We start from the raw sequence: 24,979 nt of genomic DNA on the forward strand, positions 1-24,979 counted from the left end.
TGCTTACCAACAACAACAAGACGGAGATTTCCGCATGAACCTCAAACGCAAGCTGCTTCTGGCCACACTTCCGCTAGCCCTCGGCCTGTCTTCCCTGGTGCAGGCCGAGGTGACCCTGAAGATCGCCGAGATCCACCCCGCCGGCTACCCCACCGTGGTGGCCATGGAGAACCTGGGCAAGAAGCTGGAGGCGGCCACCAATGGCGAGATCAAATCGCGCATGTTCGCCGGTGGCGTACTCGGCTCGGAGAAGGAAGTGATCGAGCAGACCCAGATCGGCGCCGTGCAGCTGACCCGCGTCAGCCTCGGCTCGGTGGGCCCGGTGGTGCCGGCCACCAACGTGTTCAACATGCCCTTCGTGTTCCGCGACGTCGATCATATGCGCAAGGTGGTCGATGGCGAGATCGGCCAGGAAATCCTCGACGCCATCACCAACTCCGACTTCAACATGGTCGGCCTGGCCTGGATGGAAGCCGGCAGCCGCAGCCTCTACACCAAGAAGCCGGTGCGCAGCCTGGAAGACCTCAAGGGCATGAAGATCCGCGTGATCGGCAATCCGCTGTTCATCGACACCCTCAACGCCATGGGCGCCAACGGCATCGCCATGGACACCGGCGAGATCTTCAGCGCCCTGCAGAGCGGCGTGATCGACGGCGCCGAGAACAACCCGCCGACCCTGCTCGAGCACAACCACTTCCGTGCCGCCAAGTACTACACCCAGACCCATCACCTGATCCTCCCCGAGCCGCTGCTGATGTCCAAGACCACCTGGAACAAGCTCACCCCCGAGCAGCAGGAACTGGTCAAGAAGCTGGCCAAGGAAGCCCAGCTGGAAGAACGCGACCTGTGGATCGCCAAGGAAAACGCCAGCAACGAGAAGCTCAAGGCCGAAGGCGTCGAGTACATCGAGGTCGACACCAAGCCCTTCTACGACGCCACCGCCCCGGTCCGTGAGAAGTACGGCGCGCAGTTCGCCGAACTCATCCAGCGCATCGAAGCCGTTCAGTAATCCACGCGCAAGCGCGCGGCGCAGGCCATCGGTCTGCGCCGCGCCACCGGTGAAATCCGATGAAAAACCTGGTTCTGGGCGTCAACGACGCCATCTATCGCGCCTGCATCTGGGTCGCCGGCCTGGCGATCGTGATCATGGCGCTGATCATCCCCTGGGGCGTGTTCAGCCGTTACGTGCTCGGCCAGGGCCTGGGCTGGCCCGAGCCCATCGCCATCCTGCTGATGGTGCTGTTCACCTTCGTCGGCGCCGCCGCCAGCTACCGCGCCGGCGCGCACATGGCCGTGCAGGTGTTGAGCGATCGCCTGCCCGACGTGGCTCAGCCCTTTCTCACCCTGTTCGTACGTCTGGCCATGGCCGCCATCGCCCTGTTCATGATGATCTGGGGCTACAAGCTGTGCGTGGCCACCTGGAACCAGTACCTGAGCACCCTGACCTGGCTGCGCGTCGGCCTGAGCTACGCGCCGATTCCGCTGGGAGGGCTGATCACCCTGCTGTTCGTCATCGAGCAACTGCTGTACGGCGACCAGAGCAAGCGCCGCGTCGTCGACTACGAGAACTGCGAAGATTCCAAGGAGTCCGTGTAATGGATGCCGCCATTCTGCTGGGCAGCTTCATTGCCCTGATCCTGCTGCGCGTCCCGGTCGCCTATGCCCTCGGCCTGGCCACCCTGATCGGCGCCTGGTGGATCGAGATTCCCCTGCACGCGGTGATGATCCAGATCGCCGGCGGCGTGAACAAATTCTCCCTGCTGGCCATCCCCTTCTTCGTCCTGGCCGGCGCGATCATGGCCGAAGGCGGCATGGCGCGGCGCCTGGTGGCCTTCGCCGGGGTGCTGGTCGGCTTCGTCCGCGGCGGCCTGTCGCTGGTCAACATCACCGCCTCGACCTTCTTCGGCGCCATCTCCGGCTCGTCGCTGGCCGACACCGCCTCGGTGGGTTCGGTGCTGATTCCAGAGATGGAAAAGAAGGGCTATCCGCGCGAATTCTCCACCGCCGTCACCGTCTCCGGCTCGGTGCAGGCGCTGCTCACCCCGCCCAGTCACAACTCGGTGATCTACTCGCTGGCCGCCGGCGGCACGGTGTCCATCGCCGCACTGTTCGTCGCCGGCATCGGCCCGGGCCTGCTGCTCAGCGCCACCATGGCCACGCTGTGCCTGCTGTTCGCGCGCAAGCGCAACTACCCCAAGGGCGAGGTGATTCCGCTGCGCCAGGCGCTGAAGATCTGCGTCGAGGCGCTGTGGGGCCTGATGACCATGGTGATCATCCTCGGCGGCATCCTCAGCGGCGTGTTCACCGCCACCGAGTCGGCCGCGGTGGCCGTGGTCTGGGCCTTCTTCGTGACCATGTTCATCTACCGCGACTACAAGTGGAGTGAACTGCCGAAGATGCTGCACCGCACGGTGCGCACCCTGTCGATCGTGATGATCCTCATCGCCTTCGCCGCCAGCTTCGGCTACATCATGACCCTGATGCAGATTCCGTCGAAGATCACCACGGCCTTCCTGACCCTGTCGGACAACCGCTACGTGATCCTCATGTGCGTCAACTTCATGCTGCTGGTGCTGGGCACGCTGATGGACATGGCGCCGCTGATCCTGATCCTCACGCCCATTCTGCTACCGGTGGTCACCTCCTTCGGCGTCGACCCGGTACACTTCGGCATGATCATGCTGGTCAACCTGGGTATCGGCCTGATCACGCCGCCGGTGGGCGCGGTGCTGTTCGTCGGTGCCGCCATCGGCAAGGTCAGCATCGAGACCACGGTCAAGGCGCTGTTGCCGTTCTACGCTGCGCTGTTCGCGGTGCTGATGGCGGTCACCTATATCCCGGCCATCTCGCTATGGCTGCCGAGCGTGGTGTTGTAACGGCTTTTCATCACACCGATGCATCTCGAGCCGCCGCCTGGCGGCTCTCGCTTTATAAGGACGTAACACCCCGCCATGCCTGCCACCGCGTTCCCCCGGCATATCGCCGCGCTGATTCTCGCCACCCTGGCCTGCTCCTTCGCCGGCAACCATATCGCCGCACGCATCGCCTTCGATCATGAGGCCGGTCTGCTGCTGGCGATACTCTGCCGCTCCGGGGTGACTTTCCTGGTGCTCATCGTGCTGGTGCTGTGGCAACGCGACTCGCTGCGCCTGAGCCGCCAGACCTGGGGCTGGCAACTGATGCTGGGCCTGCTGATCGCGGTGCAGAGCTTCTGCATCTACTCGGCGGTGGCGCGCATTCCGGTAGGCCTGGCGCTGCTGGTGGTGAACCTCTCGCCGATCCTCCTGGCGCTGCTCACCTGGCTGCTCGGCGGTCCGGCACCGACCCGCCGCGCGGCGCTGATCATGGGCGTGATCCTGTTCGGCCTGGTGCTGGTGCTGGACGTACCAGCGCGCCTGGCCGGACAGGGCGTCAGCGACGAACGCTGGGTCGAAGGCGTGCTGTTCAGCCTGACCGCGGCGGCGGTGTTCGCCGTGGCCCTGTGGATCACCGAGCATCGTCTGTCGGCCATGCCCGGACGGGTGCGCAGCATGCTGACCATGGCGGTGGTGTTCAGCGCCTCGGCCCTGGCTGGCGCCAGCGGCGCCCTGCCCGGCGGCCTCGGCTTGCCCAACGCCCTGGCCGGATGGATCGCCCTGGCGGTGCTGGTGCTGCTCTACGGCACCGCCTTCTCGCTGCTGTTCATCCTCATGCCGCGCCTGGACATCGCGCGCAACGCACCGGTGATGAACATGGAGCCGGTGGCCGGCATGCTGTTCGGCTGGCTGATCCTCGGCCAGTTGCTCGGCGCCCTGCAGGTGGTCGGCGGGGTGATCGTGGTCGGCGGCATCATCGCCCTGGCCTACCGCCGCTAGGTGCGCGGGGGCGCCCAGGTTGTGCGCACCGAGAACTACGCACTCAAGCTGGTGCGCACAGCGCAGCCTACGGACGGCCGCAGCCGTGGCTCAGCCGTGCAGCGCCTCGGCCTCGGCTGCCTCATGCGCCTGACGCAGACGCTCGCGGCTGTTGGTCAGGTGCAGACGCATGGCTGCACGCGCCGCCTCGGCATCCTGGCGGGCGATGGCCTCGAAGATCTGCTCGTGCTCGCGCTCCAGCCGCGCCATGTAGTGGGTCTGATCGTCACGCGCAAGGCTCGCGGAATTGACCCGGGTACGCGGGATGATGCTGGTACCCAGATGGCTGAGGATATCGGTGAAGTACCGGTTGCCGGTCGCCTCGGCGATGCGCAGATGGAACTGGAAGTCCGAGGAGACCGCGTCGCTGGCGTGCGCCGCGCTCTCGTTGATGGCATCCAGCGCCTCGCGGATGGCTTTGAGCTGCGCCTCGCTGCGCCGCTGCGCCGCCATGCCCGCGGACTCCACTTCCAGGCTGATGCGCAGTTCGAGAATCGCCAGGATATCGCGCAGGGTGACGATGGTCGCCGGGTCGATGCGAAAACCGCTGGCACTGGGGGTGTCGAGCACGAAGGTACCGATGCCGTGGCGGGTTTCCACCAGGCCGGCGGCCTGCAGCCGCGACAGCGCCTCGCGCACCACGGTGCGGCTGACGCCCTGCTCTTCCATGATCGCCGACTCGGTCGGCAGCTTTTCACCGCGCTTGATCACCCCATCGCGAATGCGCTGCGACAGCTCGGCCACCAGCTCCTGAGCCAGGCTGCGGTGCTTGCGACGAGCGCGAGGTTGGGTGTTTTGCATTTCCATGGTGGGCGAGTTCTCACATGAAGACTTTCCCGCAATCATAGCCCAGCAGTTGTACGATGACACTATGAATTCCCGACAAATACCGCCCTTGGAGCGGCAGATGCAAACCCAGCTTCTGACCCTGCGTGATTCGCTAACCGAACTGACCCTGGCCCCTGCCCTGGGCGCCAGCCTGGTCAACTGGACCCGCCGCGCCGATGGCCGCCCGCTGTTGCGCCCTAGCGATGCGCACGCGCTGGCCAGCGGCAATCCGCGGCGCCTGGCCTGCTACCCGCTGGTGCCCTGGTCCAACCGTATCGGCGGTGGCGGCTTCGCAACCCCGGACGGCTGGCAACCGCTCGCGGCCAACACTGATCATGAAGCCCTGCCGATACATGGCAGCGCCTGGCAACAGCCCTGGCAGATAGTGGGTGCGACATCCGACAGCGCCATCCTGCAGCTCGACAGCCTGACGCCCTTTGCCTATCGGGCGCGACTGGAAATCACCCTCGACACTGGCCGCCTGAGTCTGCAATTGCAGGCGACCCACAAAGGGCCGCGAGCCAATTGGTATGGGCTCGGCCTGCATCCCTATTTTCCTCGCAGCAGCACTACCCAATTACAGGCGAGTGCCGAGGGCGTATGGCTATGTGGCGATGACAAACTTTCCAGTCAATGGATAGCGCTGCCCGATAGTTGGAACTTCAGCGAGCCCGGCAGATTGCCCGGACAACTGGTCGACAATGCCTTTACTGCCTGGCCGGGCTGCGCACGCATCATTGAACAGGACGCCGGCTATCAAATTAGCTGCCGGGCCAAAGGTACCGATCTGTTTCTGTTGTATTGCCCACCCGAGCAGAACTTCTTCTGTTTCGAGCCCGTCACTCATCCGGTCAATGCTCACCACCTGCCCCAGCGCCCAGGCCTGCACCTGCTGGGCCCCGGGCAAAGCTGCAGGTTGCAGTTCGAGCTGCAGTACCAGGCCCTGGCGAGCTGATTGCTGGACATTCGAGAAGCTTTCGCGATAATACGCGCAAGTTGCCCCCGGCAACTGTTTTCAAAGCCAAGTTACCGAAACATAAGTAACTGAAGATAAAGGGGAAATAAATAAATTACGGAACTTCACCAAGTTTCGTCCCCTCGAAAGAAAAGCAATATTCCGGATCGATTTGGCGACCGCAGCAGTGAAACGGAGCGTTTCACGCGTCGCCGCGATCATCAGACCATATAGGTAAACCCAGTGACGAAAGACGAACTGCGCGCCGAACTCGAGCGCCAGGCGCAGCGTTACAAGGATGTATACGGCGGCGAGGTGATCACCTACGCCGCACAGCCGGACCCTGACCGCAAACCCTGGCGCAAGAAACCCAGCCTGCTCGATCAGGCCTTCGAGAAAGAACTCGAGAAAATCGAAAAAGAGCGTCAGGACAAACGGGACGCGGCCAACGACTAGCGCCGCGAATCATCGACCTCGAGTCAAACGGCCTTGCAGGGTGGGCGGCCACATCCCCACCCGGCATGGCGCCCTCGCCTGCTAGGGTTTGTACGAAAAGTGGTCGAGCGAAGGTCAGGCGAGACAAAAACGGGTGAGGAAGCGGAGTTTACGAGCTGTAAATGAGCATTCCGAACCCGTTTTTAACGAAGCATCACCGAGCGCAGGCACTTTTCGTACAAAGCCTAACGCCTCTTGCCGCCCATCAACGACCCCATCAACCCGCGCACCAGTTGCCGGCCGAGCTGGTTGGCGGCCTGACGCAACGCCGATTTCATCGCACCGCCAAGCAGGTCACCGGCCATCTGGCCCAGGCCCTGCTCCTGCGCCGCGGCCTTCTGCCGCCCACCTGCCTGAGCCGGCGCCTCGGCACTGGCCTGCGCGGCACGTGCAGTAAGCAGCTCATAGGCCGACTCGCGGTCGATGGGCTTGTCGTAGCGCCCGGCCAAGCTCGACTGACGGACCAACGCAGCGCGCTCACTCTCGTTCAACGGGCCGATGCGCGACTGCGGCGGCGCAATGGCCACGCGCTGCACCATGGCCGGCGTGCCCTTTTCCTCCAGGGTGCCGACCAGCGCCTCGCCGATGCCCAGTTCGGTCAGCACACTCAGGCTGTCGAACGCCGGGTTGGGACGAAAACCGTCGGCCACCGCGCGTAGCGCCTTCTGCTCCCTGGCGGTGAAGGCACGCAGGCCATGCTGGATGCGCAGGCCGAGCTGGGCCAGCACGTCGTCCGGCAGGTCGCTCGGCGACTGGGTGACGAAATACACCCCGACGCCCTTGGAACGGATCAGCCGCACCACCTGTTCCAGACGTTCCTGCAGCGCCTTGGGCGTACCCTGGAACAGCAGGTGCGCCTCGTCGAAGAACAGCGCCAGCACCGGCTTGTCAGCGTCGCCGCGCTCGGGCAGTTGTTCGAACAGTTCGGCCAGCAGCCATAGCAGGAAGGTCGCGTAGACCTTAGGCGCCTCGTGCACCAGGCGACTGGCGTCGAGCAGATGAATCCGCCCGCGGCCGTCGCGATCCGGATACAACAGATCTTCCAGTTGCAGCGCCGGCTCACCGAACAGCGCCTCGGCGCCCTGCTGTTCCAGGCCGGCCAGGCGGCGCAGCAGAGCCTGAGCCGAGGTGCTGGTGAACAGCGCACTGTCCTCGCCGAGCACCTGCGGGTTGTCCTTCAGGTAGCCGAGCAGCGCCTTGAGGTCCTTCAGATCGAGCAGTAGCAAGCCCTCTCGATCCGCCACCTTGAACGCGGCGTAGAGCGCAGCCTGCTGGCTGTCGGTCAGCTCCAGCAGCGCGCCGAGCAACAGCGGCCCCATCTCGCTCAAGGTGGTACGCAGCGGATGGCCGCTTTGCCCATGCACGTCCCACAGGGTCAACGGGTAGGCCTGCGGCACATGGCCCAGCCAGGGCATGCTGGCGATGCGTTCGGCCACCTTGCCCTGCGGCGCACCGGCCGCTCCCAAACCGCACAGGTCGCCTTTCACGTCGGCGGCGAACACCGCCACGCCGGCATCACTGAAGGTTTCGATCAGGCGTTGCAGGGTCACCGTCTTGCCGGTGCCGGTGGCCCCCGCGATCAGACCGTGACGATTGGCCAGCCGCAACGGCTGGCCGACGGGCTGGCCATCGCTGCCAGCACCAAGCAGGAACTGTGAATTTTCGGCCATCTTGCCATCCCCTGGGTTAAAGCTTTACTGCTGATATGCCGACTTAAAGGTCAGACCAAAGGCGTATTGCCTTCCATACCCATCCCACGACGTCTCGCCCCTGGCAGGCGCGTGGGCACCAAGACTGGTTCCTGAGCCCACCGGACGCAAGACAACATGACTAAAAACCTGCAGTTCAGCCACAAGATTCTGCTCGCAGCATCGCTGGTGGTGATAGTCGCCTTCTCCCTGTTCACCCTCTACAACGATTACCTGCAACGCAACGCCATCCGCGAGGACCTGGAGAGCTACCTGCAGGAGATGGGCAACGTGACCGCCAGCAATATCCAGAACTGGCTGTCGGGGCGCATCCTGCTGGTGGAAAGCGCGGCGCAGACCATAGTCAATGACAGCAGCCCGGATCGCGTGGTCAAGCTGCTGGAGCAGAAAGCGCTGACCTCCTCCTTCGCCTTCACCTATCTGGGCACCGAAAGTGGCGGCTTCACCATGCGCCCGGACGAGGAAATGCCCGCCGATTACGACCCGCGCGTGCGCCCCTGGTACAAGGACGCCATGGCGGCGGGCGGCACCACGCTCACCGAGCCGTACGTGGATGCGGCCACCGGCGAGCTGATCATCACCATCGCCACGCCGGCCAGACCGGCCGGCGTGGTGGGCGGCGACCTCAGCCTGCAGACGCTGGTGAACATCATCAACGCGCTGGATTTCGACGGCATCGGCTACGCCTTCCTGGTCAGCGCCGACGGCAAGGTTCTGGTGCACCCGGACAAGAACCTGGTGATGAAGAACCTCAAGGACATCTATCCGCAGAACACCCCGCGCATCAGCAGCGAATTCAGCGAAGCGCAGCTCGACGGCGACACCCGCATCCTCACCTTCACCCCGGTCAAGGGTCTGCCCTCGGTCAACTGGCATATCGGCCTGTCGATCGACAAGGACAAGGCCTACGCCATGCTCACCGAGTTCCGCGCCTCGGCCATCATCGCCACGGTGATCGCCGTGGTGCTGATCATCGCCCTGCTCGGCCTGCTGATCCGCGTGCTGATGCAGCCGCTTACCACCATGGGCAAGGCCATGGAGGATATCGCCAAGGGTGAGGGCGACCTGACCAAGCGCCTGGCGATTCAGTCCAACGACGAATTCGGCGCCCTGGCGCGCTCGTTCAACCAGTTCGTCGAACGTATCCACAGCTCGATCCGCGAGGTGTCGTCGGCCACGGTCCAGGTCAACGAAGTGGCCAAGCTGGTGCTGGGCGCCTCCAACTCCTCGATGGCCAACTCCGACGAGCAGGCCAGCCGCACCAACAGCGTCGCCGCGGCGATCAACCAGCTCGGCGCCGCCGCCCAGGAGATCGCGCGCAACGCCGCCGACGCCTCGAACCAGGCCTCCGATGCCCGCCACCAGGCCGAAGACGGCGGCAAGGTGGTACAGCAGGCGATTCACTCCATGAGCGAGCTGTCGCACAAGATCAGCGACGCCTGCGCCAAGATTGAGATGCTCAACAGCAAGACCGTGGACATCGGCCAGATCCTCGAAGTGATCAAGAGCATCTCCCAGCAGACCAACCTGCTCGCGCTCAACGCCGCCATCGAGGCGGCCCGTGCCGGCGAGGCCGGGCGTGGTTTCGCCGTGGTGGCCGACGAAGTGCGCAACCTGGCGCACCGTACCCAGGAGTCGGCGCAGGAAATCGAGAAGATGATCGAGGAACTGCAGATCGGCTCGCGAGAATCGGTCACGACCATGACCGAAAGCCAGCGCTACAGCGAGGAAAGCGTGGAGATCGCCAACCAGGCCGGCGAGCGTCTGGGCACGGTGACTGCCCGTATCGGCGAGATCGACGGGATGAACCAGTCGGTGGCCACTGCCACCGAGGAGCAGACCTCGGTGATCGAGTCGCTGAACATGGACATCATCGAGATCAACACCCTCAACCAGGAGGGAGTGGAAAACCTGCAGGCCACCCTGCGCGCCTGCGGCGATCTGGAACAGCAGGCCGCGCGCCTCAAGCAGCTGGTCGACAGCTTCCGAATCTGAGCCTCCATACAACGAGAAGGGCGCCGCGGCGCCCTTCTTCGTTATCGCTCATGCTCAGGTTTGTCTTCGGCCTGTTCCTGCAACTGGCGCCACAGTTCGGCCGCATCGGCGAAATCGGTCCCGTCCTGTTCGCTCAGCGCATCGGGGTCGTATCGCCGCACGCAGCCCTCGCCCAGAGTCGGCGGCGCCTTGGAAGTGGCCTTGTCCAGTGGATCGGTCATGCCGTGCGCACCTCCATCAGCCTACCTCCAGAGTGCCCTGCTCGTGCTGGGCGAATTCCTTGACGGCGCGCAGCACGTCACAGCGACTGATCTGCCCCACCAGACGACCGTGCTCGATCACCGGCAAACGCCGCCGCCGTCCCCGCAGAAAACGCTCGGACAACTCGATGATGTCGGCCTCCGGCGTCACCGTCTCCACCTCGGTGGTCATGTAGGTGCTGACCGTTCCGCCGGTCGCCTCGTAATAGGCCCCGGAGAGAATGCCTCGCAGACAATCGCCCTCCGACAGCAGACCAATCAGATGGCCCTGGGAATCGACCACCGGCGCACCGGAAATGCGGTGCTCCAGCAGTCGGTTGATGGCGGTGAACAGATCGGTATCCGATCTGAAGGTCACCAGATGGCGAGTCATGTAGTCCCGCACCTTGATGGATTTGAGCATGGGCATTCTCCTCTGACGTGCATCGGATCGGCCCGGGCGGCAAGCTCAGTCGAAGACGACCGTCTTGTTGTCGTGGACCAAAACCCGATCTTCCAAGTGATAGCGTAGCCCACGCGCCAGCACCATCTTCTCCACGTCCTTGCCGAGGCGCACCATTTCCTCGATATCGTCGCGGTGGGTGATGCGCACCACGTCCTGCTCGATGATCGGGCCGGCGTCCAGCTCCTCGGTGACGTAATGCGAGGTGGCACCGATCAGCTTGACCCCGCGCAGCGAGGCCTGGTGATAAGGCTTGGCCCCCACGAACGACGGCAGGAAGCTGTGATGGATGTTGATCACCCGCTGCGCGTATTCGCTGCACAGCGCCGGCGGCAGAATCTGCATGTACCGCGCCAGGACGATTACGTCGGCGCCATGTTCCTTGACCAGGCGTTCCACCTCGGCGAAGGCCGGTGCCTTGTCCTGCGGATTGACCGGCACGTGGAAGTAAGGAATGCCGTGCCACTCGACCATGCTGCGCAGGTCATCGTGGTTGGAAATCACGCAGGGGATGTCGCAATCGAGTTCGTTGCTGTGCCAGCGGTGCAGCAGGTCGGCCAGGCAGTGCGATTCGCGGCTGGCCATCAGCACCACGCGTTTCTTCTGCGCCGAGTCGGTAACGCGCCACTCCATGGAGAACTCGCGAGCGATCGGCGCGAACGCCTGCTTGAAACCTTCCAGGTCGAATGGCAGCGAATCGGCACGAATTTCATGACGCATGAAGAACCAACCGCTTTGCGTATCGGAATGATGGCTCGCTTCGGTAATCCAGCCGTTGTAGGTCGCCAGGAAATTACTGACTTTGGCAACGATGCCGACCCGGTCCGGGCAGGCGATGACCAATCTGAAGGTGCGCATATAAAACTCCAATGACGGCGCAAAAGTCCGCCATTCTAACGACAAGCCTGAGAAACCGCAGTAGTGCAGGCATCTGGAAAGAGCCTGCAGGGCGCAGAAAAAGCCAGGGAGCACAGCGATAGGGAACTTTGCGCAGGATGATATTTGGCAAACTTAACTTGAAATTGCCGACACAAAGCGTTGCACTAGCGCGCCAGCATTTTTTGCTTGAGTGTTTACTTGTTATTTGCGCGTGACTATTATTGCCCCCACTGCTCCTATGAAATTTATTCACGCCAAGGTACTGCCCATGTCGCTGATCAACGAATACCGCGCTACAGAAGAAGCCATCAAGGAACTGCAAGAGCGCCTGAAGAACCTGTCGCAAGACGACAAGCTGAAAAAAGAACTGGAGTTCGAAGGCAAGCTGCGCACCCTGATGGGCGAATATCAGAAGTCGCTGCGCGACATCATTGCCCTGCTCGATCCTGAAGCCAAAACCGGCAAGGGCGCTCGCGCCGCCAAGCCTGCTGCGACCAAGCGCGCACGCAAGGTCAAGCAATACAAGAACCCGCACAGCGGCGAAGTGATCGAAACCAAAGGCGGCAACCACAAGACGCTGAAAGAGTGGAAAGCCAAGTGGGGCGCCGACGTGGTCGAAGGTTGGGCCACCCTGCTGGGCTAATTCCTGCGCAACACCCAAAAACGCCAGCCATGCTGGCGTTTTTTATTGGCTCGCTCTTTTCGAATGCTCAATGCCGCGCAGTTTCAGGCAACTCATCGGCGCACGGCGACCATCGCAAAATTACCTGATCACGCGGACAGCCATACACATCCGGCCGCCGGTAAATAGCGTGGGTTCTGTAGAAAAAGTTCCCAGCCATGGAAACTTTTTCGCCAGCGATTGTTCTTCTGCGCGTTGCCGGAGAGCTGCCCGGGTCTGACCGCCGCGTCATCCGCAGCGATCTTTCCATCAGTGTGAAGCTTTTCTGACTTTATTCGCCGGGCCACTCCAGGCCATAGCGCTGCTGTAGTGTCCGGGCATGCGCCTGCCACTGCTGAAGAAGTTGCAGTTGGCTTGGCGTACAACTAGCGGCGAGTTCATCGAGCGCCGCCCGAAACTGCGCCAGGGTATTGGGCGCGCCGTATTGCGCGTCATTCAGACGCAGACGGCAAAACTCCATCCAGCGCTGCTGCTCGGTCGGCGACAGACTCTCGGGAAAGTTGCGTGCGCGGTAGCGAAACAGCAATTCCGGCAGGCGCGCATCGTCGAACGGCCAGCTCTGCGAGGCCAGAGCCTGCGGCTGGGCATTACGCACCTGCTCGCACAGGCGCCGGTCGCGGTCGCCGATGAATCCGTCATAGAGCTGCTGTTCGGGGTCGGCGCTGGCAGCGAAGGCCTCCTCGCGATAGATGGCCGGCAACTTGTCCTGCCACAGCGTCTGCGCCGCCTTGAGCCTCTCGACGTTGCGCTCGCATACCGACCAGTCCAGCTGCAGACGCTGCCTGTCGGCATCACGCAGCACGGACAGCGGCGCAACTACCGGGCAACGGTTGATATGCAGCAACTTCAGCGGCACCGGCGCCTCGTGTTCGGCCAGATCCTCGCGGCGGGTGTACAGGCGGGCGCGCAAGGTGTCGGCGTCCAGTTCCAGCAGGGGTGCGGGGTCGGCCTGCAGATCGCAGACGATCAGGGCATTGCGATTGCGCGGATGCCAGGCCAGCGGCAGCACCGGCGCCAGATAGTGACGGGCCGCGGAGAAGCGCCCGGATACATGCAGCAGCGGCTGCAGCAGACGGATCTGGTCCATCACCCGCTGCTTGCTGCGCAACTGGTAAAGAAAGTCGTATAGCCGCGGCTGGCGTTCGCGCAACAGGCGCGCCAGACCGATGGTGGCGCGCACATCGGACAATGCATCGTGCGCCTGACCGTGATCGATGCCGTTGGCCTGGGTCAGCCGCTCCAGCTTGAGGCTGACACGCCCCTCCTCCTGCGGCCACTCGATGCCCTCGGGACGCAGCGCGTAGGCAGTGCGCACCAGGTCGATCAGATCCCAGCGGCTGTTGCCGCCCTGCCATTCACGGGCATAGGGGTCGAAGAAGTTGCGGTAGAGGCTGTAGCGCGTCACCTCGTCATCGAAGCGCAGGCTGTTGTAGCCGGCGCCGCAGGTGCCCGGTGCGGACAGCTCGGCGTGCACCCGGGTGACGAACTCGCCTTCGTCCAGCCCCAACTGCTGCAACCGCTGCGGATCGATGCCGGTCACCAGGCAGGCAGCCGGGTGCGGCAGAATATCGTCGCTGGGCCGACAGTAGATGTTCAGCGGCTCGCCGATCTCGTTGAGCGCCTCGTCGGTGCGGATGCCGGCCACCTGCAACGGACGGTCGCAGCGCGGATTGATGCCGGTGGTCTCGTAGTCGTACCAGAAAATGCTGGAAGTCACGCGGTTCCCCTGTGCACGGTGGCCAGGCAGTCTATCATTCAAGTCCGAGCGCTTCGCTGCGGGCAAAGCTTGAACCAGTGCACATCGGCTGCATGCCCCGCGACGCGCCGCTTGTAGGCCAAATGCCAGTAGCACTAGCATGGCCACCCCTCCACTCTATGTACAAGGACGCCGCCATGAGTGACGCAATCACCCCCAATCCCTACGCAGCCCCCGCCAGCAACCTGCAGCAGACCACTGGCGACCAGGTTCCGAGCATCGAAGAAGCGCTGGCACGCGGTTACGACTTCAGCATCGGCGAGCTGATCAGCGAGTCCTGGAACAGGGTAAAAGGCACCAAGGGCATCATCATCGGCGGTTTTCTGGTGTTCTACGTCGTGCTGATGCTGGCCACCCTGATTCTTGGCGGCGTCATCGGCATCTTCGGTGCCCTCAGCGAAAACCTGTTCCTGACGTTCGTCGGCGAGATTGTGATTTCGCTGCTGGCTTCGGCGCTGGCCTATCCCTTCATGGCCGGTATCAACATGGTGGGCATCCGCCGCGCCGCCGACCAACCGATCAGCTTCAACGAGATCTTCAGCCACTTTGGCCGCACCGTGCCGCTGGTCATCACCGCGGTGGTGATGATGCTGCTGATCTACCTGGGCATGTTCCTGCTGCTGATTCCCGGCATCTACCTGGGCGTGGCCTACCTGCTGGCGATCCCCCTGGTGGTCGAGCGCGGCCTGAGCCCCTGGCAGGCGCTGGAAGCCTCGCGCAAGGCCATCACCCAGCACTGGTTCAAGGTCTTCGGCCTGTTCCTGCTGCTCGGCCTGATCGTCATGGTCAGCGCCATTCCCCTGGGTATCGGCCTGGTCTGGACCATTCCGCTGATGGTCATCGCCATGGGTGTGCTCTATCGCACCATCTTCGGCGTACTGCCCGCCGCTCAATAAGCCGACGTTCCGGGCCAGTTCGCTGGCCCGGTTGCGTTCGTGTCCCGCTGCTCGCTAGCATCGGGCTTTCTCTGATGCAGTCCGCCGATGCCCTCACGCTCAAGCGCCAAGCTTTCGCTTAGCCAGCCCCCCTTGGATACGCGCTATCAGGTCGAAACGCCGGAAGGCATCGATCTGCATCTGCGGCCGGCCGGTCTGGTGCCGCGTGCCCTGGCATTCGCCATCGACCTGGCCATCCGCGGCCTGCTTCTGCTGGTGATGTTCATCGTGCTTGGCCTGCTCGGACAGTTCGGCATGGGCCTGGGCACCATCCTGCTGTTTCTGGTCACCTGGTGGTACATGGTGCTGTTCGAGGTACTCAACCAGGGGCGCTCGCCCGGCAAACAGATGCTCGGCCTGCGCGTGGTACATGATGACGGCACGCCAATCGGCTGGGCCGCTTCACTGACCCGCAACCTGCTGCGCTTCGTCGACATCCTGCCGTTCGGTTACACCCTGGGCATTCTCAGCTGCCTGAACCATCCCGCCTTCAAGCGCCTCGGCGATATCGCCGCCGGCACCCTGGTGGTCTATCGCGACGCTCCCCTGACGCGCCCGCAACTGCCGGAGGCCGAACCGCTGCCGACGCCCTTTGCGCTGACCCTCGGCGAACAACGCGCCCTGCTCGGTTTCGCCGAACGCGGCGCGCAATTGTCCGCGGCGCGCCGCGCCGAACTGGCCGCCCTGCTGGCCGAGCCGCTGCAGGTGCCCGCCGAACAGGCGGAAGTGCGCCTGAACGGCATCGCCCGTGGCCTGCTGGGAACGGCGCCATGAAACAGAGCCTGTTCGAAAGCCGTCATCAGGCCGACTGGAACGCCTTCTCCGCACAACTCGAAGCACTCGAGCGGGGCAAGGACAAGAACCAGCAGCAGGCCTGCACCCGCTTCGCCGCCAATTACCGGCAACTCTGCCAGCACCTGGCGCTGGCACAGGCACGTGGCTACAGCAGCCACCTGATCGATCAACTGCAGCAACTGGCGATGCGCGGCCATCAGCAGTTCTACCGCCACCGCAGCCACCTCGGTGCCCAGCTGATTCGCTTTCTGCTCGGCGGCTTTCCGCGTCTGGTACGCGCCGAATGGCGCAGCGTCTGCGTGGCCAGCCTGCTGTTCTTCGGCAGCCTGGCAGCGATGGGCCTGCTGACCTACCTGTATCCCGAACTGATCTACAGCCTGATCGACCCCGACCAGGTCAGCGAAATGGAGCGCATGTACGACCCTGACGCGCGCCGCCTCGGTCGGTTCAGCGAGCGCGGCTCCGGCGAAGACTGGGTGATGTTCGGCTTCTACATCATGAACAACATCGGCATCGCCTTTCAGACCTTCGCCAGCGGCCTGCTGCTGGGTCTCGGCAGCCTGTTCTTCCTGCTGTTCAACGGCCTGATGATCGGCTCGGTAGCCGGCCATCTGACCCGCATCGGCTATGGCGAGCCCTTCTGGTCCTTCGTCATCGGCCACGGCGCCTTCGAACTAACCGCCATCGCCCTGGCCGGCGCCGCCGGCTTCAAGCTCGGCTGGGCCTTGCTGGCACCGGGTCGCCTGCCGCGCGGTGAGGCCCTGCGCCTGGCGGCCGGCAAGGCGATCCAGCTGGTGGCCGGGGTGATCCTGTTCCTGCTGCTGGCCGCCTTCATCGAGGCCTTCTGGTCGTCTACCACCTTCGCCAGCCCGACCGTCAAATATGCAGTCGGCAGCGGGCTGTGGGCACTGGTGCTGAGCTATCTGCTGCTGGCCGGACGGAGGCAGCATGCGCCTGACTGAAGCCAGCGTGGCCATCCGCCCGCGCACCGCCTGGGAAGCCATCGACCTCGGCGTACTGCTCGCCCGGCGTCATGCCGGCCTGCTGATGGCCAGCTGGACGCTGGTCACAGTGCCGCTGTTCGCCCTGCTCTGCGCCCTGCTCTGGCAGTATCCGGGCTGGGCCATCTTCCTGTTCTGGTGGCTCAAGCCGGCTTACGAACGCCTGCCGCTGTATATCCTGTCGCAGGCGCTGTTCGGCAACACCCCCTCGCTGAAGCAGGCCTTGCGCGCCCTGCCGCGCCTGCTCAAACCGCAACTGCTGGCCAGCCTGACCTGGCGCCGTCTGAGCCCGACACGCAGCTTCGATCTGCCGGTGCTGCAACTCGAAGGGCTGGCGGGCCAGGCGCGCAGCCAGCGCCTGATCGTCCTGGGCCAGCGCGATAGCGGCGCCGCCACCTGGCTGACCCTGGTCGGTGTGCACCTGGAAATCGCCCTGTGGCTGGGGCTGGTCGCGCTGTTCTACCTGATGCTGCCGCAGCAGGTGGAACTGGACTGGAGCTGGGAAACCCTGATCGCCGCCAGCAGCGGCCAGTGGCTATGGCTGGAGCACCTGTCCAACCTGCTCTACGTGCTGCTGCTGATCGTCTGGGAGCCGGTCTACGTGGCCTGCGGCTTCACCCTCTACCTCAATCGCCGCACCGCGCTGGAAGCCTGGGACATCGAGCTGATCTTCCGCCGCCTGCGCCAGCGCCTGACCGGCAGCGCCTACGCCGTGCTGCTCGGCGCCGCCCTGCTGCTGACGCAACTACCGAACACCGCCTGGGCCGAGCCGCAGCCTGCGACCAGCGAGCAGGCGGACCCACAGGGCCCGGATGCGCCGCGCCTGCTCAAGCAACCGCTGACCAGCCAGGCCGCACGCGCCAGCATCGAGGCGCTGCTCGACGAGCCGCCGTTCCAGCACCGCGAAACCGTCACCCGCTGGCGCCTGGGCGAAGAGAAGCCTGCCGAGGAACCCAAACCGGAAGATGTCGAAGCCTTCCTCGAGATGATCAAGAACCTGCTCAAGCTCGGCGAATGGTGGAAAAGCCTGGATATCGTCGCGCAGGTCTTCGAGGTCCTGCTGTGGGCCGCACTCGCCGCCCTGCTGGCCTTCGTCCTGTGGCGCTATCGGGAATGGTTGCAGACCTTCGGCGAGCGCCTGGGCCTGCCGAGCCGGCGCAAGCTGGCCGCGCCGGAGCAGCTGTTCGGCCTCGAACTGGCGCCGGAAAGCCTGCCCGAGGATGTCGCCAGCGAAGCCGAACGCCTGTGGCCCGAACAACCGCGGGCTGCGCTCGGCCTGCTCTATCGTGCCCTGCTCAGCCGCCTGCTGCATGAGCATCGCCTGCCGCTGAAGCAGTCGCACACCGAAGGCGAGGTGCTGCATCTGGTCGAAGCCCTGCAGCAGCAGGAGCTGGAAGCTTACAGCCGTCAGCTCACCGGCCACTGGCAGGCCCTGGCTTACGGCCACCGTCTGCCCGCCGAGGCCCTGCGCCAGGGCCTGTGCCAGGGCTGGCGCGAACTGTTCGGCCAGGAGCGCGCAGCATGAGTCGGCGCGCCGGATTCATCCTCAGTCTGGTCCTGCTGCTGATGCTGGGCCTGCTCGCCAGCTACCTGCTGGGCAAGCTGGAGCCCTACGAAGATGTGGTCGAGCACGGCCCCGCCCCCGAGGTCGCCAGCAGCCCCTATCTGGCCGCCGAACATTTTTTGCGCAAGCAGGGCCTCAAGGCCCAGCGCGCCGAGGGCCTCGAGGTGCTGGACGGCCTGCCCAGCCAGGGCCAGACCCTCATGCTGCTGGCCGATCGCAGCAACATGACGCCGCGCCAGGTGGAGCGCGTCCTGCAATGGACGGCCAATGGCGGCCATCTGCTGTTCATCGCCGAGCGCCTGTGGGACGAGGAAGAGGGCAAGAGCGGCGACCTGCTGCTCGATCTGCTCGGCATCCAGCAGTACATGAGCGACGAGCTGGATGAGGAGGATGGCGGCGAAACGGAGGAAGGGCATGAAGAAGGCGAGGCCTATCCCCAGCTGACCAAGCTCTACCTGGAAAACGAAGACGCGCCCGCCTATATCGCCTTCGATACCGACTTCCACCTGTTCGACTCGCAGAACCGCGCCCATGCCTGGGCCAACAGCGACGCCGCCACCCACCTGCTGCAGCTGTACCATGGCGACGGTCTGATCACCGTGCTCAGCGACCCGTGGATCTGGCAGAACCGCAACATCGATGAATACGACCACGCCTGGCTGCTCTGGTATCTCGGCCAGGACAGTGCCGTCACCCTGCTCTACCACGCCGAACGCGACGCCCTGGCTAGCCTGCTGCTGCGCCATTTCCCACTGGCGCTGGTGCTGCTGGCCCTGTTGCTCGTCGCCCTGCTCTGGCACGTCGGCATGCGCCACGGCCCGTTGCAGGCACCGGCCAGCCGCGCGCGCCGGCAACTGGAAGAACACCTGCGCGGCAGCGCCGACTTCCTGCTGCGCCGCAGCGGTCAGCACAGCCTGCTCAAGGGCTTGCAACAGGACATCGCCCGCCGCGCGCGGCGCCGCTATCCCGGCTTCGAGAAGCTCGCGGTGGCCGAACAGTGGCAGGTGCTCGGCCGCCTCACCCGTCTTCCCGCCAAGGACATCAGCCAGGCCATGCGCCCACTGCCGCCGCAGCGCCTATCCGCCAGCGACTTCACCCGCCAGGTCGCCCACCTGCAAACCCTCAGGAACGCCCTATGATGAGCGAACAGACGCCCGATAGCGAAAACACCCCGGTCAGCGACGCCCCGGCGGCGGTGCCCCCAAGCAACCCGCAGGCGCAACAACGTCAGCGCGCCAGCGCCCTGGCCCAGGCCCTGCGGGCCGAGCTGCGCAAGGCGGTGGTCGGTCAGAGCGCGGTCATCGATGACGTGCTGACCGCCCTGATCGCCGGCGGCCATGTGCTGGTCGAGGGCGTGCCGGGCCTCGGCAAGACCCTGCTGGTACGTGCCCTGGCCCGCTGCTTCGGCGGCGAGTTCGCACGCATCCAGTTCACCCCGGACCTGATGCCCAGCGACGTCACCGGCCACGCCGTGTACGACATGCAGAGCGAGCAGTTCAAGCTGCGCAAGGGGCCGGTGTTCACCAACCTGCTGCTGGCCGACGAAATCAACCGTGCCCCGGCCAAGACCCAGGCCGCCCTGCTGGAAGTGATGCAGGAGCGCCAGGTGACCCTGGAAGGTCGCGCTCTGGCCGTGCCGCTGCCCTTCATGGTGCTGGCCACCATGAACCCCATCGAACAGGAAGGCACCTACCCGCTGCCGGAAGCCGAGCTTGACCGCTTCATGCTCAAGCTGCGCATGGACTATCCGGCGCAGGACGAAGAGCTGAGCATGGTGCGCCAGGTGACCCGCTCGGCCAAGGCCGACATGCTCGAAGTCAGCCCGCTGCGCACCCTGCTGCAGGCCAAGGACGTGCTCGCCCTGCAGAAGATCGCCAGCGACCTGGCGCTGGACGACCAGGTGCTCGACTACGCCGTGCGCCTGGCCCGTGCCACCCGCAGCTGGCCGGGCCTGGCCATGGGGGCGGGGCCGCGTGCCTCCATCGCCCTGGTACGCGGCGCCCGCGCTCGCGCCCTGCTGCGCGGCGGCGACTTCGTTCTGCCCGACGACATCAAGGGCTGTGCCCTGGCCGTGCTGCGCCACCGCGTGCGCCTGGCACCGGAGCTGGACATCGAAGGCCTGTCGGTGGATCAGGTACTGCAACAGCTGCTCGATCAGGTGCCGGCTCCGCGTCTATGAAACCCTCGCGCCTGCTCCTCGGGCTGCTGAGCGGCCTGTTCGCCGCCGCCGTACTGCTCGGCGCCCTGCCCCTGCTCGGCGTGCGCCTGGCCGACAGCCTGATGCCGATGGCCTGGGGGCTGTTGCTGGCCGTGCTGCTGGTGGCAACGGTGGATGCCCTGTGGTTGCGCCGCCTGCCCTCGCCACGCCTCGAGCGCACGCTGCCCGGTAACCTGCCGCTGGGCCGCTGGAGCGAGGTGCAGCTGACCGCGCATCACGAATACGCCCAGGCCCTGCATATCGAGGTCTTCGACCATGTGCCGGAAGGCATGGAGTTCGAGCTCCTGCCGCAGCGTATCGCCCTGCGCCCCGGCCAGCAGACGCGCATCACCTATCGCCTCAAGCCACTGGTGCGCGGACATTTTCTCTTCGAGCGCTGCGAACTGCTGCTGCCCAGCCCGCTGCGCCTATGGCAGGCCAGGCGCCTGCTGGAGCTGGCCGACGAGAGCCGCGTATACCCCGATTTCGCCCGTCTCTACGGAGCCCAGCTCAAGGCAGTGGACGACTGGCTCAGCCAGCTGGGCGTACGCCAGCGCCCACGCCGCGGCCTGGGCCTGGAGTTTCATCAGCTGCGCGAATTCCGTGATGGCGACACCCTGCGCCAGATCGACTGGAAGGCCACGGCGCGCAAGCGCACCCCCATCGCCCGCGAATATCAGGACGAACGCGATCAGCAGATCGTCTTCCTGCTCGACTGCGGTCGGCGCATGCGCAGCCAGGACGACGAGCTGTCGCACTTCGACCACGCCCTCAACGCCTGCCTGCTGCTCAGTTACGTCGCGCTGCGCCAGGGCGACGCGGTGGGCCTGGCCACCTTCGCCGGCAACCAGTCGCGCTATCTGGCGCCGGTCAAGGGCCCCGCTCAGCTCAACGTGCTGCTCAATGCCGTCTACGACCTCGAGACAAGCCAGCAACCGGCCGACTTCAGCGCCGCCGCCGACCTGCTGCTGGCCCGTCAGCGCCGCCGTTCGCTGGTGGTGCTGGTGACCAATCTGCGCGACGAAGACGATCAGGATCTGCTCACCGCGGTGCGGCGCCTGTCGCGCCAGCACCGGGTGCTGATCGCCAGCCTGCGCGAGGAAGCGCTGGACCGCCTGCGCCATACGCCGGTGGAGCAGTTCGACCAGGCCCTGGCCTATTGCGGCACGCTGGACTACCTCAATGCCCGCGCCGAACTGCACGAACGCCTTGCCGCGCAGAGCGTTCCGGTACTCGACGCACGCCCCGGCGAGCTGGGGCCGGAGCTGGTCAGCAGCTACCTCGCCTGGAAGAAAGCCGGAGCACTCTGAGGCAACTGGCGCCGCGGCAGGTTGTCGAAGCAACGGAAGCAAAGGCCCTGGCATCGGCTTTCCCACACAGACGTTGCGTGGTTATGGCCGAGGCCGGGTGCTATGATCCGGAACTCGCGGCGCAAAGAGTACAAACTCCACGCCGCCCACAGGCCGCCCGTGATCGGCCTCGCGCATACCGCACACGACCTGAGTAGGAGATAGACCATGGCTTTCGAACTGCCGCCGCTGCCTTACGAAAAGAACGCCCTCGAGCCGCACATTTCCGCCGAGACCCTGGAATACCACCACGACAAGCACCACAACACCTACGTGGTGAACCTGAACAACCTGGTGCCGGGCACCGAGTTCGAAGGCAAGAGCCTGGAAGAAATCGTCAAGACTTCCTCGGGCGGCATCTTCAACAACGCCGCTCAGGTGTGGAACCACACCTTCTACTGGAACTGCCTGTCGCCCAACGGCGGTGGCCAGCCCACCGGCGCCCTGGCTGACGCCATCAACGCAGCCTTCGGCTCCTTCGACAAGTTCAAGGAAGAGTTCAGCAAGGTCTCCATCGGCACCTTCGGCTCCGGCTGGGGCTGGCTGGTGAAGAAGGCCGACGGCTCCCTGGCCCTGGCCAGCACCATCGGTGCCGGCTGCCCGCTGACCTCCGGCGACACCCCGCTGCTGACCTGCGACGTCTGGGAACACGCCTACTACATCGACTACCGCAACCTGCGTCCGAAGTACGTCGAGGCGTTCTGGAACCTGGTCAACTGGGACTTCGTCGCCCAGAACTACGCCGCCTGATTCCAGGCTGCGTAACCCGAGAACCCGGCCCCTGCGGCCGGGTTTTTCGTTTTCGGCCCTTGCCGATCGAGGCACGCGCGCCGGGGCGCCGAACGGTATTCAAGTCCGGCAAGAGCGCACCGATACAGAGCATGGCTTTCGCCAAAATAGATCGATCCGCAACATGAGCGCGTCAATGGCAATGAAAAAGTGCCAGCAACCATGATGGCCCTTTGACGGCTAGAGCGAGATTGCCAATACTCTCGTCTGACTGCCGCTGTAAGCACCGATACAAGGAACTGCCTTTGAAGCTGGAATTGAAAAACAGCTTGTCGCTCAAGTTACTCCGCGTGGTGCTGCTGTCGGCGCTGGTGGTCGGGGTAGTACTGAGCTGCGCACAGATCGTCTTCGATGCCTACAAGACGCGGCAGGCGGTAGCCAACGATGCCCAGCGCATCCTCGGCATGTTCCGCGACCCCTCGACCCAGGCGGTATACAGCCTGGATCGCGAAATGGGCATGCAGGTCATCGAGGGGTTGTTCCAGCACGAGTCGGTGCGCTATGCGGCCATCGGCCATCCCAACGAGCCGATGCTGGCGGAAAAATCGCGCGAACTGGTACAGATCGCGACCCGCTGGCTGACCGATCCGATTCTCGGCCAGGAGCAGCAGTTTTCCACCAAACTGGTTGGCCGTGGTCCCTACAGCGAGTATTACGGCGACCTCAACATCACCCTGGACACCGCGCCCTACGGCGAGAGTTTCGTCACCAACTCGGTGATCATCTTCGTCTCCGGCGTGCTGCGCGCCATGGCCATGGCCCTGGTGCTGTACCTGGTCTACCACTGGCTGCTGACCAAGCCGCTGTCGAAGATCATCGAGCACCTGACCAGCATCAACCCGGACCGCCCCAGCGAACACAAGCTGCCCATGCTCAAGGGCAACGAGAAGAACGAGCTGGGCCTGTGGATCAACACCGCCAACCAGCTTCTCGCCTCCATCGAGCGTAACACCCACCTGCGCCGCGAAGCGGAGAACAGCCTGCTGCGCATGGCCCAGTACGACTTCCTCACCGGCCTGCCCAACCGCCAGCAGCTGCAGCAGCAACTCGACCAGATTCTTGAAGACGCCGGCCGCCTGCAGCGCCGCGTCGCCGTGCTCTGCGTTGGCCTGGACGACTTCAAGGGCATCAACGAACAGTTCAGCTACCAGAGCGGCGATCAGTTGTTGCTGGCGCTGTCCGACCGCCTGCGCAGCCACAGCGGCCGCCTCGGCGCCCTGGCCCGCCTGGGCGGCGACCAGTTCGCCCTGGTCCAGGCCGATATCGAGCAGCCTTACGAAGCGGCCGAACTGGCGCAGAGCGTGCTGGACGATCTGGAGCTGCCGTTCCTGCTCGATCATCAGGAAGTGCGCCTGCGCGCGACCATCGGCATCACCCTGTTCCCCGAGGATGGCGACAGCACCGAAAAGCTGCTGCAGAAAGCCGAACAGACCATGACCCTGGCCAAGAGCCGCTCGCGCAACCGTTACCAGTTCTATATCGCCAGCGTCGACAGCGAGATGCGTCGTCGCCGCGAACTGGAGAAGGACCTGCGCGACGCCCTGGCCCTGAATCAGCTGCATCTGGTCTATCAGCCGCAGGTGGACTACCGCGATCACCGCGTGGTCGGCGTCGAGGCCCTGCTGCGCTGGCAGCACCCGCAGCACGGTTTCGTCGCGCCCGACCTGTTCATCCCGCTGGCGGAACAGAACGGCACCATCATCCCCATCGGCGAGTGGATTCTCGATCAGACCTGCCGCCAGCTGCGCGAATGGCACGATCAGGGATTCACCGACCTGCGCATGGCCATCAACCTGTCCACCGTGCAGCTGCACCACGCCGAGCTGCCGCGGGTGGTCAACAACCTGATGCAGGTCTACCGTCTGCCGCCCAGAAGCCTGGAGCTGGAGGTCACCGAAACCGGCCTGATGGAAGACATCAGCACCGCCGCCCAGCACCTGCTGAGCCTACGCCGCTCCGGGGCCCTGATCGCCATCGATGACTTCGGTACCGGCTACTCGTCGCTGAGCTATCTCAAGAGCCTGCCGCTGGACAAGATCAAGATCGACAAGAGCTTCGTGCAGGACCTGCTGGAGGACGAGGACGATGCCACCATCGTTCGCGCCATCATTCAGCTGGGCAAGAGCCTGGGTATGCAGGTCATCGCCGAAGGCGTGGAGACCGTCGAGCAGGAAGCCTACATCATCGCCCAGGGCTGTCATGAGGGTCAGGGCTACCTGTACAGCAAGCCGCTACCGGCGCGCGAGCTGACCTTGTTCCTCAAGCAGGCCCGCCGCCTCAGTGCCGCGGCCAACCCCGCCACGCTCTGAACGCAAGCCCGCCTGGCGGGCTCGGCGCCGTAGGGTGCGCCGTGCGCACCCACCTCGCAGCCTGGATTGGGTGCAGCGATACCCCGGAAAACAAACCGTCACCGCTGCGCGACAGCCTGCAGGGTGGAAAACCGCGAAGCGTTTTC

General features: G+C 64.6%; 23 protein-coding genes. 17 read left to right on the forward strand and 6 right to left on the reverse strand.

All coding sequences use genetic code 11. The features are described 5' to 3' along the window. Positions 1 to 34: 34 nt before the first annotated feature. The 4 genes from L1F06_RS18485 (at position 35) to L1F06_RS18500 (ending at position 3,854) form a co-directional block, all read left to right on the forward strand. Positions 35 to 1,009: a TRAP transporter substrate-binding protein gene (locus tag L1F06_RS18485; protein ID WP_012019391.1), complete on the forward strand. Its 975-nt coding sequence runs from the start codon at positions 35 to 37 to the stop codon at positions 1,007 to 1,009. A gap of 59 nt (positions 1,010 to 1,068) precedes the next feature. Beyond that, positions 1,069 to 1,596, forward strand: a complete 528-nt coding sequence (locus tag L1F06_RS18490; RefSeq protein WP_129481665.1) for a TRAP transporter small permease — start codon at positions 1,069 to 1,071, stop codon at positions 1,594 to 1,596. Beyond that, complete coding sequence (locus L1F06_RS18495) at positions 1,596 to 2,876, forward strand: TRAP transporter large permease (protein ID WP_012019392.1); 1,281 nt, start codon at positions 1,596 to 1,598, stop codon at positions 2,874 to 2,876. Before L1F06_RS18490 ends, L1F06_RS18495 begins: the two co-directional genes overlap by 1 nt. 75 nt (positions 2,877 to 2,951) lie before the next feature. Beyond that, positions 2,952 to 3,854 carry an EamA family transporter gene (locus L1F06_RS18500; RefSeq protein WP_129481666.1) on the forward strand — a complete coding sequence of 301 codons (903 nt, stop codon included), beginning with the start codon at positions 2,952 to 2,954 and terminating at the stop codon, positions 3,852 to 3,854. 90 nt (positions 3,855 to 3,944) lie between these two features. Here the strand turns inward: L1F06_RS18500 and L1F06_RS18505 are convergent, their stop codons facing one another. After that, entirely contained in the window at positions 3,945 to 4,700 is a 756-nt protein-coding gene (locus L1F06_RS18505) for a FadR/GntR family transcriptional regulator (protein ID WP_003245991.1), read from the reverse strand. A 100-nt stretch (positions 4,701 to 4,800) separates the two neighbouring features. On the opposite strand from L1F06_RS18505, the gene L1F06_RS18510 reads away from it, so the two are divergent. Both L1F06_RS18510 and L1F06_RS18515 read left to right on the forward strand, forming a co-directional pair. Further along, a complete protein-coding gene (locus tag L1F06_RS18510) occupies positions 4,801 to 5,676 on the forward strand; it encodes an aldose 1-epimerase (protein ID WP_129481667.1) in 876 nt (291 codons plus the stop codon). A gap of 243 nt (positions 5,677 to 5,919) precedes the next feature. Beyond that, positions 5,920 to 6,132 (forward strand): hypothetical protein, encoded by a 213-nt coding sequence (locus L1F06_RS18515; protein ID WP_003245995.1) that lies wholly within the window; start codon positions 5,920 to 5,922, stop codon positions 6,130 to 6,132. Positions 6,133 to 6,356: 224 nt separating this feature from the next. Here L1F06_RS18515 and L1F06_RS18520 read toward each other — a convergent pair whose 3' ends face one another. Further along, positions 6,357 to 7,841: a helicase HerA-like domain-containing protein gene (locus L1F06_RS18520; protein ID WP_129481668.1), complete on the reverse strand. Its 1,485-nt coding sequence runs from the start codon at positions 7,839 to 7,841 to the stop codon at positions 6,357 to 6,359. Between the two features lie 156 nt (positions 7,842 to 7,997). Between L1F06_RS18520 and L1F06_RS18525 the strand changes: the two genes are divergently transcribed. Then, positions 7,998 to 9,875 (forward strand): methyl-accepting chemotaxis protein, encoded by a 1,878-nt coding sequence (locus L1F06_RS18525; RefSeq protein WP_012019395.1) that lies wholly within the window; start codon positions 7,998 to 8,000, stop codon positions 9,873 to 9,875. 41 nt (positions 9,876 to 9,916) lie between these two features. On the opposite strand, the gene L1F06_RS18530 is transcribed toward L1F06_RS18525, so the two are convergent. The 3 genes from L1F06_RS18530 to purU are packed head-to-tail and all read right to left on the reverse strand — an operon-like array spanning position 9,917 to position 11,435. Beyond that, positions 9,917 to 10,096: a hypothetical protein gene (locus L1F06_RS18530; protein WP_003246002.1), complete on the reverse strand. Its 180-nt coding sequence runs from the start codon at positions 10,094 to 10,096 to the stop codon at positions 9,917 to 9,919. Between the two features lie 16 nt (positions 10,097 to 10,112). Then, a complete protein-coding gene (locus L1F06_RS18535) occupies positions 10,113 to 10,538 on the reverse strand; it encodes a CBS domain-containing protein (protein WP_003246004.1) in 426 nt (141 codons plus the stop codon). Between the two features lie 45 nt (positions 10,539 to 10,583). Continuing rightward, the gene (gene purU / locus L1F06_RS18540; RefSeq protein ID WP_003246008.1) at positions 10,584 to 11,435 is read right to left on the reverse strand and encodes a formyltetrahydrofolate deformylase; all 852 of its coding nucleotides are present in this window, start codon (positions 11,433 to 11,435) and stop codon (positions 10,584 to 10,586) included. Positions 11,436 to 11,724: 289 nt separating this feature from the next. On the opposite strand from purU, the gene mvaT reads away from it, so the two are divergent. Continuing rightward, positions 11,725 to 12,099, forward strand: coding sequence for a histone-like nucleoid-structuring protein MvaT (mvaT, locus tag L1F06_RS18545; protein ID WP_003246009.1), 375 nt, complete (start codon positions 11,725 to 11,727; stop codon positions 12,097 to 12,099). 310 nt (positions 12,100 to 12,409) lie between these two features. Here the strand turns inward: mvaT and sbcB are convergent, their stop codons facing one another. Then, positions 12,410 to 13,855, reverse strand: a complete 1,446-nt coding sequence (sbcB, locus tag L1F06_RS18550; protein ID WP_129481669.1) for an exodeoxyribonuclease I — start codon at positions 13,853 to 13,855, stop codon at positions 12,410 to 12,412. 176 nt (positions 13,856 to 14,031) lie between these two features. On the opposite strand from sbcB, the gene L1F06_RS18555 reads away from it, so the two are divergent. The 9 genes from L1F06_RS18555 to L1F06_RS18595 all read left to right on the forward strand — a co-directional run bounded on the left by L1F06_RS18555 (position 14,032) and on the right by L1F06_RS18595 (position 24,833). After that, on the forward strand, positions 14,032 to 14,790 hold the full coding sequence (locus tag L1F06_RS18555) for a DUF975 family protein (RefSeq protein ID WP_012019398.1): 759 nt from the start codon (positions 14,032 to 14,034) through the stop codon (positions 14,788 to 14,790). An 87-nt stretch (positions 14,791 to 14,877) separates the two neighbouring features. Continuing rightward, a complete protein-coding gene (locus L1F06_RS18560) occupies positions 14,878 to 15,603 on the forward strand; it encodes an RDD family protein (protein WP_036987295.1) in 726 nt (241 codons plus the stop codon). After that, positions 15,600 to 16,586, forward strand: coding sequence for a stage II sporulation protein M (locus L1F06_RS18565; RefSeq protein ID WP_129481670.1), 987 nt, complete (start codon positions 15,600 to 15,602; stop codon positions 16,584 to 16,586). Before L1F06_RS18560 ends, L1F06_RS18565 begins: the two co-directional genes overlap by 4 nt. Beyond that, complete coding sequence (locus tag L1F06_RS18570; protein ID WP_129481671.1) at positions 16,573 to 18,150, forward strand: DUF4129 domain-containing protein; 1,578 nt, start codon at positions 16,573 to 16,575, stop codon at positions 18,148 to 18,150. The genes L1F06_RS18565 and L1F06_RS18570 overlap by 14 nt, the downstream gene beginning before the upstream one ends. Next, positions 18,147 to 19,328 (forward strand): DUF4350 domain-containing protein, encoded by a 1,182-nt coding sequence (locus L1F06_RS18575; RefSeq protein WP_129481672.1) that lies wholly within the window; start codon positions 18,147 to 18,149, stop codon positions 19,326 to 19,328. Before L1F06_RS18570 ends, L1F06_RS18575 begins: the two co-directional genes overlap by 4 nt. Next, positions 19,328 to 20,368, forward strand: a complete 1,041-nt coding sequence (locus L1F06_RS18580) for an AAA family ATPase (protein WP_003246021.1) — start codon at positions 19,328 to 19,330, stop codon at positions 20,366 to 20,368. The genes L1F06_RS18575 and L1F06_RS18580 overlap by 1 nt, the downstream gene beginning before the upstream one ends. Continuing rightward, positions 20,365 to 21,696, forward strand: coding sequence for a DUF58 domain-containing protein (locus L1F06_RS18585; protein WP_129481673.1), 1,332 nt, complete (start codon positions 20,365 to 20,367; stop codon positions 21,694 to 21,696). The genes L1F06_RS18580 and L1F06_RS18585 overlap by 4 nt, the downstream gene beginning before the upstream one ends. A gap of 207 nt (positions 21,697 to 21,903) precedes the next feature. After that, the gene (gene sodB / locus L1F06_RS18590) at positions 21,904 to 22,485 is read left to right on the forward strand and encodes a superoxide dismutase [Fe] (protein ID WP_003246024.1); all 582 of its coding nucleotides are present in this window, start codon (positions 21,904 to 21,906) and stop codon (positions 22,483 to 22,485) included. 284 nt (positions 22,486 to 22,769) lie between these two features. Then, positions 22,770 to 24,833, forward strand: a complete 2,064-nt coding sequence (locus L1F06_RS18595) for a putative bifunctional diguanylate cyclase/phosphodiesterase (RefSeq protein ID WP_003246027.1) — start codon at positions 22,770 to 22,772, stop codon at positions 24,831 to 24,833. The last annotated feature ends 146 nt before the right edge of the window (positions 24,834 to 24,979 follow it).

The organism is Pseudomonas hydrolytica (genome assembly GCF_021495345.1).
Classification (GTDB): Bacteria; Pseudomonadota; Gammaproteobacteria; order Pseudomonadales; family Pseudomonadaceae; genus Aquipseudomonas; species Aquipseudomonas hydrolytica.